18 protein-coding genes are annotated in these 18,793 nt (G+C 65.9%); 9 read left to right on the top strand and 9 right to left on the bottom strand.

The genetic code is table 11. The features are described 5' to 3' along the window. Positions 1-321: 321 nt before the first annotated feature. A complete protein-coding gene (locus AC5P7U_RS00170; RefSeq protein WP_049457781.1) occupies positions 322-3,129 on the bottom strand; it encodes a TonB-dependent receptor plug domain-containing protein in 2,808 nt (935 codons plus the stop codon). A gap of 212 nt (positions 3,130-3,341) precedes the next feature. Here AC5P7U_RS00170 and apbC point away from each other — a divergent pair, with 212 nt between their 5' ends. Beyond that, entirely contained in the window at positions 3,342-4,196 is an 855-nt protein-coding gene (gene apbC / locus AC5P7U_RS00165; protein ID WP_006459367.1) for an iron-sulfur cluster carrier protein ApbC, read from the top strand. A 78-nt stretch (positions 4,197-4,274) separates the two neighbouring features. Next, positions 4,275-4,847: a dCTP deaminase gene (gene dcd / locus AC5P7U_RS00160; RefSeq protein ID WP_495220712.1), complete on the top strand. Its 573-nt coding sequence runs from the start codon at positions 4,275-4,277 to the stop codon at positions 4,845-4,847. 75 nt (positions 4,848-4,922) lie between these two features. Here the strand turns inward: dcd and AC5P7U_RS00155 are convergent, their stop codons facing one another. The 4 genes from AC5P7U_RS00155 to AC5P7U_RS00140 form a co-directional block, all read right to left on the bottom strand. Then, positions 4,923-5,090, bottom strand: a complete 168-nt coding sequence (locus AC5P7U_RS00155) for a LiaI-LiaF-like domain-containing protein (protein WP_005410498.1) — start codon at positions 5,088-5,090, stop codon at positions 4,923-4,925. Positions 5,091-5,105: 15 nt separating this feature from the next. Further along, positions 5,106-5,528: an HIT domain-containing protein gene (locus tag AC5P7U_RS00150; protein WP_495220711.1), complete on the bottom strand. Its 423-nt coding sequence runs from the start codon at positions 5,526-5,528 to the stop codon at positions 5,106-5,108. Further along, positions 5,525-6,196 carry a dienelactone hydrolase family protein gene (locus tag AC5P7U_RS00145; protein WP_006459299.1) on the bottom strand — a complete coding sequence of 224 codons (672 nt, stop codon included), beginning with the start codon at positions 6,194-6,196 and terminating at the stop codon, positions 5,525-5,527. The genes AC5P7U_RS00150 and AC5P7U_RS00145 overlap by 4 nt, the downstream gene beginning before the upstream one ends. A 160-nt stretch (positions 6,197-6,356) precedes the next feature. Then, positions 6,357-7,031 (bottom strand): S24 family peptidase, encoded by a 675-nt coding sequence (locus tag AC5P7U_RS00140; RefSeq protein WP_006459298.1) that lies wholly within the window; start codon positions 7,029-7,031, stop codon positions 6,357-6,359. A gap of 448 nt (positions 7,032-7,479) precedes the next feature. On the opposite strand from AC5P7U_RS00140, the gene rimO reads away from it, so the two are divergent. Beyond that, positions 7,480-8,841 carry a 30S ribosomal protein S12 methylthiotransferase RimO gene (rimO, locus tag AC5P7U_RS00135; protein ID WP_006459296.1) on the top strand — a complete coding sequence of 454 codons (1,362 nt, stop codon included), beginning with the start codon at positions 7,480-7,482 and terminating at the stop codon, positions 8,839-8,841. Beyond that, positions 8,838-9,674 (top strand): DUF3025 domain-containing protein, encoded by an 837-nt coding sequence (locus AC5P7U_RS00130; RefSeq protein WP_197563923.1) that lies wholly within the window; start codon positions 8,838-8,840, stop codon positions 9,672-9,674. Before rimO ends, AC5P7U_RS00130 begins: the two co-directional genes overlap by 4 nt. 78 nt (positions 9,675-9,752) lie before the next feature. Here AC5P7U_RS00130 and greB read toward each other — a convergent pair whose 3' ends face one another. After that, a complete protein-coding gene (gene greB, locus AC5P7U_RS00125; RefSeq protein ID WP_053509388.1) occupies positions 9,753-10,259 on the bottom strand; it encodes a transcription elongation factor GreB in 507 nt (168 codons plus the stop codon). A 79-nt stretch (positions 10,260-10,338) separates the two neighbouring features. After that, entirely contained in the window at positions 10,339-11,844 is a 1,506-nt protein-coding gene (locus AC5P7U_RS00120; protein WP_197563922.1) for a helicase HerA-like domain-containing protein, read from the bottom strand. A 123-nt stretch (positions 11,845-11,967) separates the two neighbouring features. Here AC5P7U_RS00120 and AC5P7U_RS00115 point away from each other — a divergent pair, with 123 nt between their 5' ends. Both AC5P7U_RS00115 and AC5P7U_RS00110 read left to right on the top strand, forming a co-directional pair. Then, positions 11,968-13,575 carry a transglycosylase SLT domain-containing protein gene (locus AC5P7U_RS00115; RefSeq protein ID WP_197563921.1) on the top strand — a complete coding sequence of 536 codons (1,608 nt, stop codon included), beginning with the start codon at positions 11,968-11,970 and terminating at the stop codon, positions 13,573-13,575. Between the two features lie 22 nt (positions 13,576-13,597). After that, positions 13,598-13,945: a ribonuclease E inhibitor RraB gene (locus tag AC5P7U_RS00110; protein WP_006459171.1), complete on the top strand. Its 348-nt coding sequence runs from the start codon at positions 13,598-13,600 to the stop codon at positions 13,943-13,945. A 90-nt stretch (positions 13,946-14,035) separates the two neighbouring features. On the opposite strand, the gene asd is transcribed toward AC5P7U_RS00110, so the two are convergent. Together asd and AC5P7U_RS00100 are read right to left on the bottom strand one after the other, a co-directional pair. Then, on the bottom strand, positions 14,036-14,878 hold the full coding sequence (gene asd / locus AC5P7U_RS00105; protein WP_049458808.1) for an archaetidylserine decarboxylase: 843 nt from the start codon (positions 14,876-14,878) through the stop codon (positions 14,036-14,038). Then, positions 14,875-15,525 carry an SCO family protein gene (locus AC5P7U_RS00100; protein WP_049458807.1) on the bottom strand — a complete coding sequence of 217 codons (651 nt, stop codon included), beginning with the start codon at positions 15,523-15,525 and terminating at the stop codon, positions 14,875-14,877. The genes asd and AC5P7U_RS00100 overlap by 4 nt, the downstream gene beginning before the upstream one ends. A gap of 122 nt (positions 15,526-15,647) precedes the next feature. On the opposite strand from AC5P7U_RS00100, the gene prmB reads away from it, so the two are divergent. Genes prmB through AC5P7U_RS00085 form a run of 3 tightly spaced genes read left to right on the top strand, consistent with a single transcriptional unit; the run spans position 15,648 to position 18,707 of the window. Further along, complete coding sequence (prmB, locus tag AC5P7U_RS00095) at positions 15,648-16,577, top strand: 50S ribosomal protein L3 N(5)-glutamine methyltransferase (RefSeq protein WP_495220710.1); 930 nt, start codon at positions 15,648-15,650, stop codon at positions 16,575-16,577. After that, positions 16,574-17,677, top strand: a complete 1,104-nt coding sequence (aroC, locus tag AC5P7U_RS00090) for a chorismate synthase (protein ID WP_197564522.1) — start codon at positions 16,574-16,576, stop codon at positions 17,675-17,677. Before prmB ends, aroC begins: the two co-directional genes overlap by 4 nt. Next, positions 17,670-18,707: a 2-hydroxyacid dehydrogenase gene (locus AC5P7U_RS00085; protein ID WP_197564521.1), complete on the top strand. Its 1,038-nt coding sequence runs from the start codon at positions 17,670-17,672 to the stop codon at positions 18,705-18,707. The genes aroC and AC5P7U_RS00085 overlap by 8 nt, the downstream gene beginning before the upstream one ends. The last annotated feature ends 86 nt before the right edge of the window (positions 18,708-18,793 follow it).

Below are 18,793 nucleotides of genomic sequence, written 5' to 3'. Positions count from 1 at the left end.
CCGGGGCTCGGTTTCTGTCCGGCCGCTCCTGCAGGCCTGCGGCGCGGTGTGCCTGAAACCTAACATGGGCTTAATCTGGAATGCACAGAGGTGTAACCGTAATTGATTGGTTTGGTCACAGTTTTGTGGGGGTGTTCTTTGAAAACAGCTACTTGCGGATATTGTCCTGTTTTGCCAAATCTGGCGGAATGAATGAACGTAAAATGAGTCGTCATTAACAATCGAGACGCTCTTTCATTTTCTGACCGGTTTTCCCAGGCAAAAAAAAGGCCCCGCCGAAGCGGGGCCTGGTCCAGACACGAAGTCCGGAAAACGACGGGATCAGAAGTTGTACTTGACCTGGGCCGAGATCTGGCGGCCGTAGACGCTGTAGAAGCCGTCATTGAACGGGGTCGATTCGTTACCCGGGTAGTTGTAGCGCTGGCCTTCCGGCAGCTTGTTGAACACGTTGTTGACCATCAGCGACAGCACCAGATCGTCCTGTGCCTGGTAGTTCATGCTCAGGTTGTACGTGGTGTACGAACCCCACTTGCCCGCCTTGGCGCCGGAAGAGTGGACGTAGCCGTAGCTGCGGCCGGTGTAGGCCAGGTAGTTCGGGGTGCTGCCGACGTAGTTGGCGTACACGGTGGTGGTGAACTTGGCGATGTTCCAGGCCACCGACAGATCGCCACGGACCTTGGCGAAGTTGTCGTAGTACCACATGTTGTACGGATCGCTCAGCAGGTCGAGCTTGGCGGCGCCCGGCATCGGCTGCACTTCACGCTTGAGCATGTTGGTGTAGTTGCCGGAGAACATCAGCGAGCCGAAGCGGCCGATATCCTGCTGGTACTTCGCCGCCACGGTCACCGCTTCCAGGTTCTGGCTGGCAACGTTCAGCTTCGGCGTGTACACGCGGGTCAGGTTGCCACCGGCATCGCGGGACACCCAGTCGGTCACGTTCTGGCAGCTGGCCGAGGTGTTGTTCGGCAGGCCGTTGCGGCACTGGTACTCGGCCAGCAGCAGCTGGTCGGTGCTCAGGGTCTTGACCTCGTTCTTGATCTTCCAGTTGTAGTAGTCGGCCGACAGCGAGAAGTTGCTCACCGGGGCCCACACCACGCCTGCGCTCCACACGTCGGCGGTGATCGGCTTCAGGTCCGGATTGCCGGACTTTTCGCTGTACACCGAGGTGTTCTTGTAGAACGAGCAGGCCTCGTCACGCAGCGCGTAGCCCAGCTGGCTGCAACGGTAGTAATCGTTCTGGCCGGACGAGTACGAGCCGCTCATGCCCTGGAACGCATCGGACAGGGTCGGTGCACGGAAGGCGGTGCCGTACTTGCCGCGCAGCAGCAGGCTTTCGATCGGACGGAATTCCAGGCCGATGCTGTAGGTGGCCTTGTCGACGGTCTTGTCGGCGATCTTGAACGCGTCATAGCGGCCCGAGGCGCTGACGGTCAGCTTCTCGAACAGCGGCATGCGCAGTTCGCTGGTGACCGCGTAGTTGCTGCGGTGACCGGCACCGGCGACGGCGGTGGTGCCCCACACGTTGCCATCGATGAAGGCCTGGTCCGGCGAGTAGTCCCAACCTTCGCTGCCACCTTCCAGGACGACGGCCAGGCCGGCGTCACCGCCCGGCAGGCTGAACAGCGAGCCGTTGGTCACCTGCACGCGACCCAGGTTCTGCCAGGTCTTGCTGCGGTGGGTGCCGTAGCCGGTGAAGCTGGCGAACTGGTCCGGGGTGATCGGCGAGTAGAACGCAGCATAGTTCGGGTTGTAGATGCCGAACGTGGCAGTCGGGTCCTTCGGGTCGGTGTAGGTGCCCAGGCGCGGGCCCAGCACGGTCTGGCCGAAGAAGTCCTCGATCTTGTCCTTGAAGCGCACGAAGCGGTTCTGGTCCAGGCGGTATTCGCCGCGGGTGAAGCTGGCGCTGTAATCCCAGTCGCCGACCATGCCCTTGCCGCCCAGGGTGACCTGGTAGGCGCGGCTCTCATCGGAGTTCAGGATGTTGTTGTAGTGGCCCGGGCCGATTTCTTCCGGTGCGAAGGCGCGCTGCAGGTTGACGACCTTGCCGATGCCCTGGTCATAGAAGCCACCCATGACCGACTTGGTGCCCCACCACAGGGCGCTGGAGCCGGAGGTGAACTCGGTCTTTTCCTTGCTGTACAGCACGTCGGCGAACAGCTGGAAGTTGTCGTTCACGTCGAAGGTCATCGACGAGTAGAACTGGCCGCTGTTCTTGCCGTTCTTCAGGGTCTTGTAGCCGGCGCTGTACACCGAACCGCAGGACTCGCCAGAAGTGCGCTTGCCGACAACGGTGGTGCCGTCGTACAGGCCTGCGACGTTGGCGCAGCGGCTCGGATCCATCATCAGCAGCTTGTTGTCTGCGTTGGTGATGACGGCGAAGTCGTTCGACGGCACCTGTGCGGTGTAGCCGACCGGGTTGTTCTGCTTGGTGATGTCACGCTGGTAGCCCCAGATCGGGCTGCCGTTTTCGATCTGCACGTTGACCAGCGCGTGGAAGCGGTCGTCGAACGCGTTGAAGCCCTTGGCTGCGCTGAAGCGGATGTTGCTGCCGCCGCCTTCGGTGTAGGTGCCGCCACGGACGGTCATCGTGCCGCCGTCCATGCGCTCCTTCAGGATGATGTTGACCACACCGGCGATGGCGTCCGAGCCGTACAGCGAGGACTGGCCACCCGGCAGCACTTCGATGCGCTCGACGATGTCGATCGGAATGCCGCTGATGTTGTTGAAGGTGTCGCTGCCGTTGTACAGCGCCGGATACGAGAGCATCGGGCGGCCGTTGATCAGGTACTTGGTGTAGCCCGGGTTCAGGCCGAACATGCCGGCTGCTTCGGCGCCCTGGGTGAACGAGCCCGAGGTCTGGCCGCCCTGCAGGCCGCCGGTGGTCAGCGACGACTGCTGCAGTACTTCAGCAACGCTGCTGAAGCCGCGGGTCTGGATGTCTTCGGCGGTGATGGACATCACCGGGGTCTGGGTTTCAACCTGGGTCTGCGGGATCAGCGAACCGGTGACGGTGATCTTGTCCAGGTTGGTCGCCTTGTCCTGGGCCATTGCCGGTGCGGCGGCCATCAGAGCGGAAATCAGGGCGACGGCGAGCGTGTTGCGACGTGCGGTGTTGCTTACGTATTTCATGTAGTTCCAATAGAGAGCAGAAACAAAATCGGCACTGCGCATGCGCCATCGTGCGTGCTGGAGACCAGCCCCGCAGCCCAAAACAGTGCTTCAGGAACGTAACATGAACTTAACAATCTGTGCACGAATCTGTAGCAATCCTGAATTTCAGTCAGGCTACGTCCAGCTTGTATGATGTTGGGTTATCCCCCCTGATTCCGCTGGTGCCCGTTGTGAACAGTTCTCTCCGCCGTCCCCATGCCAGCCAGGTCCAGAAGGGACTGACGCCGCATGCCCGCATCCGCAACGTGATCGCGGTTGGTTCGGGCAAGGGCGGCGTCGGCAAGTCGACGACCGCGGTCAACCTGGCGGTTGCGCTGCAGCAGCTGGGTGCGCGTGTAGGCGTGCTGGATGCGGACATCTACGGTCCCAGCGTACCGGCCATGCTGGGCCTGTCCGGTCGCCCGGAAAGCCCCGACAACAAGAGCATCGAGCCGCTGCGCGCATTCGGCGTGGATACCATGTCGATCGGCTACCTGATCGAAGAGGACACGCCGATGATCTGGCGCGGCCCGATGGCCACCTCGGCGATGACCCAGCTGTTCAACGACACCCTGTGGGATGACCTGGACTTCCTGCTGATCGACCTGCCGCCGGGCACCGGTGACATCCAGCTGACCCTGACCCAGAAGATCCCGCTGGCCGGTGCGGTGATCGTCACCACGCCGCAGGACATCGCCACGCTGGATGCGAAGAAGGCGCTGAAGATGTTCGAGAAGGTCGAAGTACCGGTGCTGGGCATCGTCGAGAACATGGCCGTGCATACCTGCAGCAACTGCGGGCACGTCGAGCACCTGTTCGGCGAAGGCGGTGGCGAGCGCATGGCCGCGCAGTACGGCGTGCCGCTGCTGGGATCGCTGCCGCTGCAGATCGGCATCCGCGAGCAGGGCGACGCCGGTACCCCGATCACCGTCGCCCAGCCCGATTCGGTGCCGGCCCAGGCCTATCGCCATGCCGCGCAGCGCCTGGTCGAGGAAGTCGGCAAGCGCCCGCGCGCGTCGATCCCGATCCTGTCTTCGCTGCTGTAAGTGCCCGCGCAGGGGCCGCCGGCCACCTCCGGGCCCCTGCTAGAATCCTCGCGCCCCCTCGCATTCCCAGGACAAAGCATGAGCATCAAGAGTGACCGTTGGATCCGCCGCATGTCCGAGCAGCACGGCATGATCGAGCCGTTCGAGGCCGGGCAGGTCAAGCAGGCCAACGGCGAGCGCATCGTCAGCTATGGTACCTCCAGCTATGGCTACGACGTGCGCTGCTCGCGCGAGTTCAAGGTGTTCACCAACATCAACTCGACGATTGTTGACCCCAAGCACTTCGACCCGGGCAGCTTCGTGGATATCGTCGGCGACGAGTGCATCATCCCGCCGAACAGCTTCGCGCTGGCCAGGACCGTCGAGTACTTCCGCATCCCGCGCGACACCCTGGTGGTTTGCCTGGGCAAGAGCACCTACGCGCGCTGCGGCATCATCGTCAACGTGACCCCGCTGGAGCCGGAATGGGAAGGCCACGTGACCCTGGAATTCAGCAACAGCACGCCGTTGCCGGCGCGCATCTACGCCAACGAGGGCGTGGCCCAGATGCTGTTCTTCCAGGCGGCATCCGATGACGTCTGCGAAACGTCGTACAAGGATCGTGGCGGCAAGTACCAGGGCCAGACCGGCGTGACCCTGCCGCGGACCTGATGACGGTGGGCCGTTTGTGGAGCCGAGCCATGCTCGGCTCTACATGAAAGAAGGCGGCGCAATGCGCCGCCTTCGTCATTTTCCGCGACCGAACAGCATGGCGATGCCGACGCCGACCAGTGCCACCGGCCACCACGTCAGCAGCAGCTTGGACAGGTTCAGGTGCGTCCAGCCGAGGTTGCTGGCAAGCATGAACAGGCCGATCAGGATCAGCAGGATGGCGGCAACGAGGTTGAATCGCATCGGGTCGGCGAAGGCTCAGGAGTGGGCCGGATATCCTAGCCGGTCCTTCCAGTAGGCGACATGCTGGTCCAGTGCCGGCGGCTCGTAGCGGTGTGCCGGGCCGCTGCCCCAGACCGGGCCCGGCCAGGCCGGATCGCCGTCATGGCGGCCGATCACGTGGAAATGCAGCTGGCGCACGATGTTGCCCAGCGCGCCGATGTTGATCTTCTCCACGCCGTCGGCGCCCTTCAGGGCCTTGCAGGCGCGGTTGAGCTCGGTGCGCAGCTTGTCCTGCTGCTCGCCGTCCAGCTCGATCCACTCGGTTACCCCGGCCAGGCGCGGTACCAGCACCAGCCAGGGGAATCGTTCGTCGTTCATCAGCCGCACTTGCGACAACGGTCCTTCGGCCACCAGCACGCTATCGGTGGCCAGGCGTGAATCGAGTTCGAATTCGCTCATCCAAGATGCTCCGAGAAGAAGTCCAGGGTGCGTTGCAGCGCCAGGGTGGCGCTGTCTGGATCATACGCATGTCCGACCTCGCGGTTGAAGGCGTGATCGGCCGGATAGACGAAGGTGGCCATCTGCGGCAGCTTCTCGCGGTGGGCCTGGACGGCCTCCGGCGGGATGCTCTTGTCCTGGGCACCGAAGTGGAAGATCACCGGGGCCTTGGGCGTCTCATCCAGGAACTGCACGTTGCGCGCGCCGTAGTAGCTGACCGAGGGCAGGCCCAGGCGCACTGCCGACAACATCGCCACGGTGCCGCCCCAGCAGTAGCCGACCGTGCCGACCTTGCCGTAGGGGGCCAGTCGGGTTGCCGCGGCGCGGACCACTTCCAGCGCCTTCTCCATGCCCAGCGCAGTGACCCGTTCCAGGCCGTCCTTCACGCCCTCGGGGCTGTAGGGGAGGGCGTCGGGGTCGGCATCGACACCATCGACCAGATCGAAGAACGACGGCGCCAGCACCGCGTAGCCCTCGGCGGCGAAGCGCTCGGCCACGCTGCGGATGTGCGGGTTGGCGCCGAAGATTTCCTGCACCACCACCAGCCCCCCACGCGGGGTGCCTTCCGGCAGGGCCTGCCAGGCCCGTACCGGGCCGTGATGCGTATCCAGGGTGATCCACTCGGCCATCGTCATCTTCCTCGTTGCAGGGAACAGGACTGCATTGTCGGCGCTGCGCGGGTTAGCGGCGTGTCAGCGGCTGTGCGGGATCGGGCGGCTGGCCGTTCAGAGCGAGGTCGCCAAGCGCGATGCTGGAAGCGGCATATGCGGCAGTGACTTCCGATGACACTCAGAACTTGCGAAACCCCGCATGGACCAGCGCCTTGCCAAGGATGCTGACCTTGCCGGGCTCAGGGCGATAGGGCGGGAAGTCTGTATTCACGCTCACCACGTAGAGGCCATCGCCCCGCTTCTGCAGCATCTTGATCTGCGTTTCGCCGCCAAGGGTGATGAGGTAGTAATCGTCACCGTCAAAGTGATCGAAGCTGGTATCGATCCAGACGATGTCGCCATCTTCCAATTTTGGCCGCATCGAGGGGCCGCGACCGGTGATGATCTGGATGCGTCCAGGCGGTGGCAGGAAGCCCAGCTTCCGTCGCACTTCCCATTCGGCAACCTCAATCGTTCTCATGACCTCGGGTGTGTCGTAGGTGGCACCCGTGTCTGCTTCCAGGACGTTGAAACGAACGTATCCCGGAGACGGTTCCATCTCGCCAACCGCCGGCTTGCCATCCGCAATGGAGCCTGTGGGCAGCATCGTGCCGTTACCGGTAGCAAGCCAGGATTCACTGACTCCCAGCACCTTGGCCGCCGCCAAGAGGTTCGCGCCACGCAGAAATTTTGCCTTTCCACTGAACCAGTTGTGGACGCTCGGTGCGGAAACGCCGACCTCTCGAGCCAAATGGGCCTGGGTGATCTGGGCATGTCCGAGTGCACGGACCAAACGTTCAGAAAGAGTGCTCATTAGGAAAGACTAATTCTTAACTAATTAGGAGTGGCTATTCACCAGAAAATTAGATGTGTCTAATTTTCGGGTTATGAAAAATCCTAGTGCTTCTACCGTCATCGATCGCCTGGGAGGGACCGGCAGCGTGGCCCGCCTATGCGAGGTGAGCTCCGCTTCCGTGAGCCAATGGCGCTTGAATGGCATACCGCCCGCAAGGCGACAGTTCCTGCAATTGTTGAGGCCCGAAGCCTTCCGCGAAGAAGACGATGGTGACCGTCGTTCCATACCGCCGGACGACGCGTGGTACACGCTGAGGCGGTAGGGTGCCGAACGGGCAGGGAATCAGCCCTCGTGTCGTTCAGAGGTGGCACACCAACCCCGGTATACTGGCGCCCTTTCAGGCCCCGGCCCCCAGGAACCCCTGCCACGCCGGCAGGGGCCCAGGCCCCCAGAGTCCCGCGATTCCATGTCCCAGCTGAACCCCAAAGTCGGCTTCGTCAGCCTTGGCTGCCCGAAGGCCCTCGTCGATTCCGAGCGCATCCTCACCCAGCTCCGCTCGGAGGGCTACGACATCGTTCCGTCCTACGATTCGGCCGACGTGGTGGTGGTCAACACCTGCGGCTTCATCGATTCGGCAGTGACCGAGTCGCTGGATGCGATCGGCGAGGCGATGAACCAGAACGGCAAGGTCATCGTCACCGGCTGCCTGGGCAAGCGCCCGGAACAGATCCGCGAGGCGTACCCGAACGTGCTGGCGGTGTCCGGCCCGCAGGACTACCAGAGCGTGATGGAAGCGGTGCACGAAGCACTGCCACCCAAGCACGATCCGTTCGTGGACCTGGTGCCCGACTACGGCATCAAGCTGACCCCGCGCCACTATGCGTACCTGAAGATTTCCGAAGGCTGCAACCACAAGTGCAGCTTCTGCATCATCCCGTCGATGCGCGGCAAGCTGGTCTCGCGCCCGGTCGACGAGGTGCTGCGCGAAGCCGAGCGCCTGGTGCGTGGTGGCGTGCGTGAACTGCTGGTGGTGTCGCAGGACACCTCGGCCTACGGCGTGGACGTGAAGTACGCCGAGAAGATGTGGCGCGACAAGGCCTACCAGACCCGCCTGAAGGCGCTGTGCGAAGGCCTGTCCGAGCTGGATGCGTGGGTGCGCATGCACTACGTCTACCCGTACCCGCACGTGGACGAGGTGGTGCCGCTGATGGCCGAGAACCGCATCCTGCCGTACCTGGACATCCCGTTCCAGCACGCCAGCCCGCGCATCCTGCGCCTGATGAAGCGTCCGGGCGCGGTCGAGAAGACCCTGGAGCGCGTGCAGAACTGGCGCCGCATCGCACCGGACATCACCGTGCGTTCGACCTTCATCGTCGGCTTCCCGGGCGAGACCGAGGCCGAATTCGAAGAGCTGCTGTCGTTCCTCGACGAAGCGCAGCTGGACCGCGTGGGCGCATTCGCCTACTCGCCGGTCGAGGGTGCCACTGCCAACGATCTGCCCGATGCCGTGCCGGAGGAAGTGAAGCAGGAGCGCCTGGCCCGCTTCATGGAGAAGCAGGCGCAGATTTCCGCCGCGCGCCTGGAAGCCAAGATCGGCACGGTGCAGCAGTGCCTGGTCGATGCCATCGAAGGCGACATCGCCGTGGCCCGCTCCAAGGCCGATGCGCCGGAGATCGATGGTCTGGTGCACATCCAGAACGCCGACCAGGTGCCGCTGCGCGTGGGCGAATTCGTCGACGTGGAGATCACCGAGAGCGACGAGCACGACCTGTACGGTGACGCGCTGGCGGCCGCCACCCGCCCGGCGTTCGATCTCAAGATGCTGTGACCGCCGCCGCCGGTGACAACGGCGGCCCCCGGCGCTTCGTGCCGCCGCCGCGTGCGGCGGTCGATCCGCAGGCATTCAGGCATCCGTTGTTTGGCGGGCTGCAGGACTTCCGTGATCTGCTGGACGGCACTGCATGGCCGTCCATCGCTGCGCTTGATGCACGGCTGGCGCTTCCTGGCCGACAGCTGGTCGAGCAGGACGCTGCGCTGCTGGCCGACGGTCTGCACTACGAGGTGCGCATCGCGCAGGGACGCATCGCCACCCGCGCCGACAACTGGCATGACCTGTTCAATGCACTGGCGTGGGCCCGCTATCCACAGCTCAAGCAGGCACTCAACGCGCAGCAATGCCGGCATGTCGAGGCGATGCCGCCGGGCCAGCGCAACCGCGCGCAGGCAGCACTGACCCAGTTCGACGAAACCGGTGTGATCGTGCGTGTGTGCGATCACGCGTTGCTGCGCGCATGGGATGGGCATGACTGGCCTGCATTGTTCGAGCCGACGCGCTGGCAGAGCGGTGACATCGCCATTGCTGCGGTACTCGGGCATGCGCTGATGGAACAGGCACTGCTGCCGGGGCGATTGCTGGTGGGCAAGTGCGTGGTGGTGCAGGGTGACGACGATGATGAAGCCTGCGTCGCAGCGGTGGCCGCGGCCATCGGCGAGGGCGGGGCGATCACCGATCCGGCGCAGCTGCGGCCGCTGCCGCTGGCGGGTATCCCCGGCTGGCATGAAAGGCAGGATGCCGTCTTCTACGCCAACACCGACTACTTCCGTCCGCTGCGTGCAGGTCGCGCGTACCCGCCGCCGTTGCTGCTGTCGCTGCTTCGGTAGAGTCGACTGTTAGTCGACTGCTCTGCCTGGATCCATGAAAATCCCGCGCTGCGCGCGAGAGTCGACTAACAGTCGACTCTACCGGGATGCGTACTCCACGCCGATCACCGCGAAGGTGAACTGCCCGCCGGGCAACTCCACCGAGAACTCGTCATCCAGCCGCTTCTTCAGCAGCGCCCTGGCCAGCGGCGAATCGATGCTGATCCAGCCCAGGCCGGCGTCGGTCTCGTCCGGGCCGACGATGCGATAGCGGCTGGTGTCGCCGCTGTCGACATTCTCCAGCTCCACCCAGGCGCCGAAGAACACCGCCTGTGGGTCGGTCGGCGTGGTGTCGACCACGCGCAGCGCTTCCAGCCGCTTGGTCAGGTAGCGCACGCGGCGGTCGATCTCGCCCAGCTGCTTCTTGCGGTAGGTGTACTCGGCGTTCTCCGAGCGGTCGCCCTCCGCAGCGGCTGCCGCCAGTGCCTTGACCACCTCCGGCCGTCGCACCCGCCATAGCTCGTCCAGTTCGGCCTTCAGCCGGGCGTGGCCGGCGGCGGTGATCAGCGCGGTGCTCTTTTCTGCGGGGGGACGCCAACGGGACATGCAGTACGACTTCTCTTGCGATGGGAAACGGGCGCGTCGCACCAGGCCTGGCGCGACGCGCGGAAACAACAGGTGACCCTCAGCGCTTGCCGCCGAAGATGCCGCCCAGGATGCCACGCACGATCTGGTTGCCCAGCTTGGTGCCGACGGTGCGCGTGGTCTGCTTGGCCATGGTCTCGATCATGCCCTGGCGGCGCTTGGTGCCGAAGATCGCGTCCTTGATCGACTGGCCGAAGCCTCCTTCCTGCGCCTCGTCCTGCTCGCGGCTGCGTGCGGCAGGTGCCTGCGCCCGCTCGGTCGCCTTCTGCGCGCGCTGCGCCAGCAGCTCCGCTGCCGACTCACGGTTGATCGCGGTGTCGTAGCGGGTGCCGACCGGGCTGCCGGCGCGCACCTGGGCGCGTTCGGCGTCGGTGATCGGCCCCATCCGGCAGCGCGGCGGCGCGATCATCGTCTGCTGCACCGGCATTGGTACGCCCTTGTCCTGCAGCGTGGAGACCAGCGCTTCACCGGTGCCAAGCTGGCTGAGCACCTTGGCCACGTCCAGTTTGGGGTTGGGCACGAAGGTTTCGGCCGCGGTCTTCACCGCCTTCTGGTCACGCGGGGTGAATGCGCGCAGTGCGTGCTGCACCCGGTTGCCGAGCTGACCGAGGATGTTGCCCGGCACGTCGTCGGGGAACTGCGAGCAGAAATACACGCCCACGCCCTTGGAACGGATCAGGCGCACGACCTGCTCGATACGCTGCACCAGCGATGGCGGCGCATCGTCGAACAGCAGGTGCGCCTCGTCGAAGATGAAGACCAGCTTCGGCTTGTCCAGGTCGCCCACTTCCGGCAGCTGCTCGAACAGTTCCGACAACAGCCACAGCAGGAAGGTGGAATACAGCTTGGGCTTGAGCACCAGCTGGTCGGCGGCGAGGATGCCGATCATGCCGCGGCCGTCGTGATTGACCCGCATGATGTCGGCCAGTTCCAGCGCCGGTTCGCCGAAGAAGTGCTCGCCGCCGTCCTGGGCCAGGCGCAGCACCGAGCGCTGGATCGCGGCGATCGACTGTGCGCTGACCAGCCCGTACTCGGTGGAAATGTCCTTGCGTTCCTCGGCCACCAGGCCGAGCAGGGCACGCAGGTCGTCCATGTCCAGCAGCAGCAGGCCACGGTCGTCGGCCAGCTTGAACACGATGTCGAGCACGCCGGCCTGGGTGTCGTTCAATTCGAGGATGCGCGACAGCAGGGTCGGGCCCATTTCGCTGACGGTGGTGCGCACCGGATGGCCGAGCTTGCCGTACAGATCCCAGAAAATGGTCGGGCTGGCGGCCGGGGCATAGTCGGCCACGCCGATCTCGGCGGCACGCTGCAACAGGTTCTCGGCACCGGTGCCGGGCACGGCCAGGCCGGACACATCGCCCTTCACATCGGCCAGGAACACCGGCACGCCCAGCCGCGAGAAGCCTTCGGCCAGGGTCATCAGGGTCACCGTCTTGCCGGTGCCGGTGGCGCCGGCCACCAGGCCGTGGCGGTTGCCGAGTTTCGGCAGCAGGGTGACGGCAACATCGTCGGTAGTGCCTTTGCCGAGCAGAATCGGATCCATGGTCCAGCCCTTGTAGTGAATAGCCCAATGTTAACGGGCAGGGGTGACGGTCCGAAGGTCCGGCTTGCCCCGACCTTGGCGCCGCCGCTACTCTGCCTGCCTGTTTCGCACACAGTGCCATCAATGCCCGTTCCTGTCCTGATTTCCCGCGGTTGGCCGCTGCTGGCCCTGGCCGGCCTGGTTTCCCTGGCGCCCGACGCCCATGCGCAACGGGTTTCGGCCCGGGACAAGGTGAGGGTCGATGCGCTGCAGCAGCGCATGACGGCCGCCGAGAAGCGTTACAGCGACGCCCTGCTGCTGGTCGCCAATGCCGACCCCAAGGGCAGCAACGAGGCCGACGCCGCGCTGGAGGACATGGAAGATGTCCTCAACGACTGCGTGAAGCAGAAGGGCTGCCAGATGGGCACGCTGCTGGCCAGCTACAAGCGCCTGCTCAAGCATGACGCCGATGCGGCGGCCAGCGATGACGTGGCCGACGAGGGCGGCGACCGCCTGGAAGCCGACCCCGACCATATCGGTCCGCTCACCGCCGATGTGCCCGAGGCGGCCCGCGCTGCCGCACTGCTGAACGACAAGCGCCACGCCTTCGACACGATGGTCGAGTACAACCCGGCGGTGCAGGCCGGCATCCGCCGCTGGCTGACCGACATGCGCCCGGCGCTGCTGACCAGCTATGAGAACTACCAGAACCTGCGCGCGGTGATGTGGCCGGAGTGGGAAAAGCGCGGGCTGCCCGAGGCGCTGCTGTTCGGCATCATGGCCAAGGAATCCAATGGTCGCGTGCATGCCTCCTCGCGTGCGGGTGCCGCCGGCCTGATGCAGTTCATGCCGGCCACCGGCCGCCGCTTCGGGCTGGGCCCGGACGGCACCGGTTTCGACACGCGTTTCGATGCGCGCAGCGCCGCCGAAGCCAGTGCCAGTTACCTCAACGAGCGCCTGCGCGAACTCAACAACAACGTGGAAATGTCGGTGGCCGCCTACAACGGTGGCGAAGGCCGCGCCGCGCGGGTGTTCAAGCAGAGCGCTGGCCAGAGCTTCTGGACCGACAGCGTCTACAACCAGTTCCCGGGCGAGACCAAGGACTATGTGCCGATGGTGATCGCGGCGGCCTGGATCTTCCTGCACCCGCAGCAGTACGGCGTGGAGTTCCCGAAGATCAGCGCGCAGCCGGCCACGCTGCGCCTGGCCAAGTCCACCACCATCTACGAACTGACCATCTGCCTGGGCAGCCACGGCACCCGTGATGGCTACATGCGCGCGCTGCGCAACCTCAATCCGCGCTATGAAGCCGATGGCTGGATTCCGGCCGGGACGCTGATCAACGCCACCACCCGCATCGCCGGCCTGTACCAGCGCAACTGCGTCAGTGGCCCGCGTGCGGACCTGGCCCGCACCCTGATCACCGCCGACCTGAACGCGGCGATCAAGCGCCCGACCGCGGCCAGCTACACCGGCAGCGTGGCGGTGGGCGGCGTGGTGCCGGTGGCCGATGCCGCAGCCTCGACCAGCGTGCCGACGACGCCCGTGGCGGCGGTGGCGAGCCCGCGCCCGGCGCCCCCCCGGGCAAAGCCGGTGCGCAGCCACAAGGTGGGCAAGGGCGAGACCCTGGGCGCCATCGCGGCGAAGTTCCAGTGCGACGTGCCGACCCTGGCCCGTGCCAACGGCCTGAAAGCCCCCGCCTACAGCCTGCGCCACGGCCAGACGCTGAAGCTTCAGGGCTGCGACAAGTAATCCCCCCACCCCTGGAACCCGCATGGACCTCGAAGACACCCGCAACCTGTTCGCCAACCTCCGCGAGAACACCGACTGGGACATCAGCGGCCCGTTGCTGTGGGGCTATTTCTTCGTCCATTCGACCGCCGGGCCGCTGCAGGCCCTGGCCGACCACCTGCAGGCGCAGGGCTACACCTTCGTCGAACTGTTCGAGCAGGAGCCGGAAGAAGGCGACGCGCCGTTCCATGTGCTGCATGTGGAGCGCGTGGAGATCCACGACGAAGCCTCGCTGGACCGCCGCAACCAGGAATTCGCGGCCCTGGCCACGGAAAAGGGCGTGGAAGACTACGACGGCATGGACGTCGGTCCGGCCCCGGCCCTGCAGTAACGCGCGTACGGTAGTGCCGGCCGCTGGCCGGCAATGCTCGACGCGTTGGATCAACGGAGATGCCGGCCAGCGGCCGGCACTACCGAAGCCTCAGCGCAGCCTGGCCAGCGCCTGGCCCAGCTGCACCGGGCTTTCGGCGCCCAGCTGCGGGGCGAACTCGGCGACGCCGGGCGGCAGCAGCACGATCACGGTCGAGCCATAGTTGAAGCGCGCCATCTCGGCGAAACGCTCCAGCCTGATGCCCTGGCCGCGGTAGTCCTTGCGGGTGATGCGGTCGCCGTAGGCCGGGATCTCTTCGCCGCTCCAGACCGTTTCCACGCCGGACACCAGCAGCGCCCCCACCATCACGCTGACCATCGGGCCGAAGCTGGTGTCGAAGTGGCAGACCAGGCGCTCGTTGCGCGCGAACAGGCGCGGCACGCCGTTCACCGCGGCCGGGCCGACGCTGAACAGGCGGCCCGGCACGTGCACGGTCTCGCGCAGGGTGCCGGTCCAGGGCATGTGCACGCGATGGTAGTCGCGCGGCGACAGGTAGACGGTGGCATACAGCCCGTCGTTGTAAGGCTTGGCATCCTCGTCGCTGCCCAGCAGCTCGGCCGCGGTGAACGACTGTCCCTTGGCCTGGAAGATGCGACCGGCCTCGATCTTCCCCAGTTGGCTGATGCGGCCGTCGGCCGGCATCACCAGGCTGCGCGGATCGGCATCGGCCACGCGCGCGCCCGGCTTCAGCGCACGGGTGAAGAACTGGTTGAAGGTGGCATAGCTGCGCGGGTCCGGGTTGGCCGCCTCATCCAGGTTGACGTTGAACTTGCGGGTGACGGTGTCGATCAGCCAGCGCGAGACGCGCGGATCGTCCGAGTACGCCAGCGAGCGCGCCATCGAAGACAGCAGTCGGTGGGGCAGGGCGTACGTCAGGGCGGTGGTGAGACTCATGGGGCGGTTTTCTCGGTCAGCTTCTGCAGGTCGCGGGCGATCGCCGGCGCGTTGAACGGGGGGCGCACCAGGCCGGCAAGGCGGCCCTGCGGGTCGAGCACGGCCAGGCTGGCCGAATGCTCGACGGTGTAATCCTCGGGGTTCTCGTCGAAGTGCTTGCCCGGCACCTTCTGGAACACGAAGCCCAGCGAGGTGGCGAAGCGCTCCAGCGAGGGAACGTCGGCGGTGGCGGCCAGGGTGTCCTTGTGGAAGCCGTGCACGTATTCGCCCAGGCGGGTGGCGCTGTCGCGGTCGGGGTCGACCGAGATGAACAGCACGCGCGGGCGCAGGCTGTCGGGCAGGGCCTCCCACTGGTTCTGCGCGCCGGCCAGCTCGGCCAGGGTGGTCGGGCAGACGTCCGGGCAGAAGGTGAAGCCCAGGAACACCAGCGTCCAGTGGCCCTTCAGCTCGCCGGGGATCAGGCGGGTGCCATCGGACTGCGCGAGGTTGAAATCGGGAAGCGCACGCGGCTGCGGGTACAGGGTGATCGCTTCGGTGGCCGGGGCGTCGGCCGGCGGCTTCGGCGCGAAGACCTGCTGCGCGGCCAGCAGGCCGAGCCCCGCCGCCAGGGCGATCAGCAGGATGATGCCGGCGTTGCGATTGAACATGGGGGCTCCCGCGCGAAATGGGCTCCATCATACCGGCTGCGGCCCGATCGTTTCCGCCGCAACGGATGCCGCCACGGGCGCCAGCCCCTATAATCGGGGGCCACTTTGCCCGCAGTACCGCCATGACCGCTGAAACGGCCGCCGAACTCCACACGATCATCGATCTGATCCGCTACGGCACCAGCCGTTTCAATGAAGCCGGGCTGACCTTCGGGCACAGCTACGACAACGCGCTGGACGAGGCGACCCAGCTGGTGCTGCACAGCCTGCATCTGCCCCACGACCTCGGCCCGGCCTACGGCCAGGCGCGCCTGCTGCAGGCCGAGAAGCAGCGCGTGCTGGACCTGTTCCAGCGCCGCATCGACGAACGCATTCCGGCCGCCTACCTGACCGGCGAGGCCTGGTTCGCAGGCCTCAGCTTCAAGAGCGATACGCGCGCGCTGGTGCCGCGTTCGCCGATCGCCGAACTGATCGAGTGCGGCTTCGAGCCGTGGCTGGCCGGCCGTGACGTGTACCGTGCGCTGGACCTTTGCACCGGTTCGGGCTGCATCGCCATCGCCATGGGCCACTACTACCCGAACTGGCAGGTGGACGGCGTCGACCTGAGCGACGACGCGCTGTCGCTGGCTGAAGAAAACCGCGAGCGGCTGCAGGCGTACAACGTCAACCTGATCAAGTCGGACCTGTTCAATGGCCTGTCTGGCCGCCACTACGACCTGATCGTCACCAATCCGCCGTACGTCACCAACGACGAGACCGATGCGCTGCCGCAGGAATACTCCTACGAGCCGGACATGGGCCTGCGTGCGGGTGACGATGGACTGGACCTGGTGCTGAAGATCCTGCGTGACGCGCCGCTGCACCTGAGCGAAGACGGCCTGCTGATCTGTGAAGTGGGCGAGTCCGAACAGCATCTGATCAAGCTGCTGCCGGAAGTCGATTTCGCCTGGATCGAATTCAAGGTCGGCCAGATGGGCATCTTCGCGGTTGAATGCCGCGAGCTGATCGCCCACAGCGCGCGCATCACCGAACTGGCGGCGCAGCGCCCGTGAGCTCCAATTCGTTCGGCAAGCTGTTCACCGTCACCACGTTCGGCGAGTCGCACGGGCCGGCCATCGGCTGCGTGATCGATGGCTGCCCGCCGGGGCTGGCGCTGGACGCGGCCGAATTCGCCCACGACCTGCAGCGCCGCGCCACCGGCAAGAGCCGGCATACCTCGGCGCGCCGCGAGGCCGATGAGGTCGAGATCCTGTCCGGCGTGTACGAGGGCATGACCACCGGCACCCCGATCGCGCTGCTCATCCGCAACACCGATCAGCGCAGCAAGGATTACGCCAACATCGGCCAGCAGTTCCGGCCGGGCCATGCCGACTACAGCTACTGGCACAAGTACGGCATCCGCGACCCCCGCGGTGGCGGCCGTTCCTCGGCGCGCGAGACCACCATGCGCGTGGCCGCCGGCGTGGTCGCCAAGAAGTGGCTGGCCGAGCGCTTCGGCGTCACCGTGCGTGGCTACCTGTCGCAGCTGGGCGACATCACCCCGGCCGGCTTCGACTGGTCGGCGGTGGAAGACAACCCGTTCTTCTGGCCGCACGCCGCGCAGGTGCCCGAGCTGGAGGCGTACATGGATGCGCTGCGCAAGTCCGGTGATTCGGTCGGTGCCTGCGTGGACGTGGTCGCCGACAACGTGCCACCGGGCTGGGGCGAGCCGATCTACGGCAAGCTCGACGGCGAACTCGCCGCCGCGCTGATGAGCATCAACGCGGTGAAGGGCGTGGAGATCGGTGATGGTTTCGCCAGCGCCGCGCAGAAGGGCACCGAGCATCGTGACCTGCTGACCCCGCAGGGCTTCGCCAGCAACCATGCCGGCGGCATCCTCGGCGGCATCTCCACCGGCCAGCCGGTGGTCGCTTCGATCGTGTTGAAGCCGACCTCCAGCCTGCGCCTGCCGGGCCCGTCGCTGGATACGGCCGGTAACGTGGTCGAGGTGGTCACCACCGGCCGCCACGATCCCTGCGTCGGCATCCGAGCCACCCCGATCGCCGAGGCGATGGTGGCGATGGTGCTGATGGACCAGGCGCTGCGCCATCGTGCGCAGTGTGGCGATGTCGGCACGATCACCCCGCGCATTCCCGGGCAGATCGATGGCTGACACGCGGCCGACGGTGTGGGTGAGCCAGCCGCTGATCGATGCGGCCATCGCGCCGCTGCGCGATCGCGTGCAGCTGCGCGTCACCGACACCGTTACCGCCTGGTCGCCGCAGCAGATCGCCGAGCGGCTGGCCTCAGTCGACGGCGCGATCATCACCCTCAACGAGCGCATCGGCGCGGCCCAGGTGGCCGACGCGGCGCAGCTGCAGGTGATCGCCAACGTGGGCGTTGGCTACAACAATCTGGATGTCGATGCGCTCAGCGCGGCCGGCATCCTGGCCAGCAACACCCCGGACGTCCTGACCGAGACCACCGCCGATCTCGGCTTCGCCCTGCTGATGGCCACCGCGCGCCGCATCACCGAATCCGAGCGCTGGCTGCGCGAAGGCCAGTGGCAGCAGTGGTCGTTCCAGACCATGCTGGGTGCCGACATCCATGGCAGCACGCTCGGCATTCTCGGCATGGGCCGCATCGGCCAGGGCATCGCCCGCCGCGGCGCACATGGTTTCGGCATGAAGGTGCTCTACCACAACCGCTCGCAGCTGCCGGCCGACACCGAAGCGGCGCTGGGTGCCACCTACGTGGACCTGGATACGCTGCTTGCGCAGTCCGACCACCTGCTGCTGGTGCTGCCGTACACCCCGGCGTCGCATCACCTGATCGATGCCGTCGCGCTGGCGAAGATGAAGCCGTCGGCCACGCTGGTGAACATCGCCCGTGGCGGCCTGGTCGATGAAATCGCATTGGCCGACGCACTGGCCAACGGTCGCCTGGCTGCAGCGGGCCTGGATGTGTACGAGGGTGAGCCGGCAGTGCGCCCGGAACTGCTGGCGCTGCGCAACGTGGTGCTGACCCCGCACATCGGCAGCGCCTCGCTGGCCACGCGAACGGCGATGGTACAGCTGGCCGTGGATAATCTGGTTGCCGGGCTCGGCCTGGACGGCGATCCGTCGCGCATGCCGAGCGCGATCAACGCTGACGCGGCGATGGCCGCGCGCGTGACTCTGGGCAAAAAAACCGGGAAACGATAGGGAACCTCCGCGCGCCCCGCTTGAGGAGGTTCCCCGAACCCTGCTGTCGTGCGTGATTTTTCTCCATCCCCCGTTTTCGTGAGAGT

The organism is Stenotrophomonas sp. YJH_SMC_57 (assembly GCF_059369755.1).
Note: the sequence above shows the minus strand (reverse complement) of the source record. Positions and strands in the feature narration are given on the sequence as shown.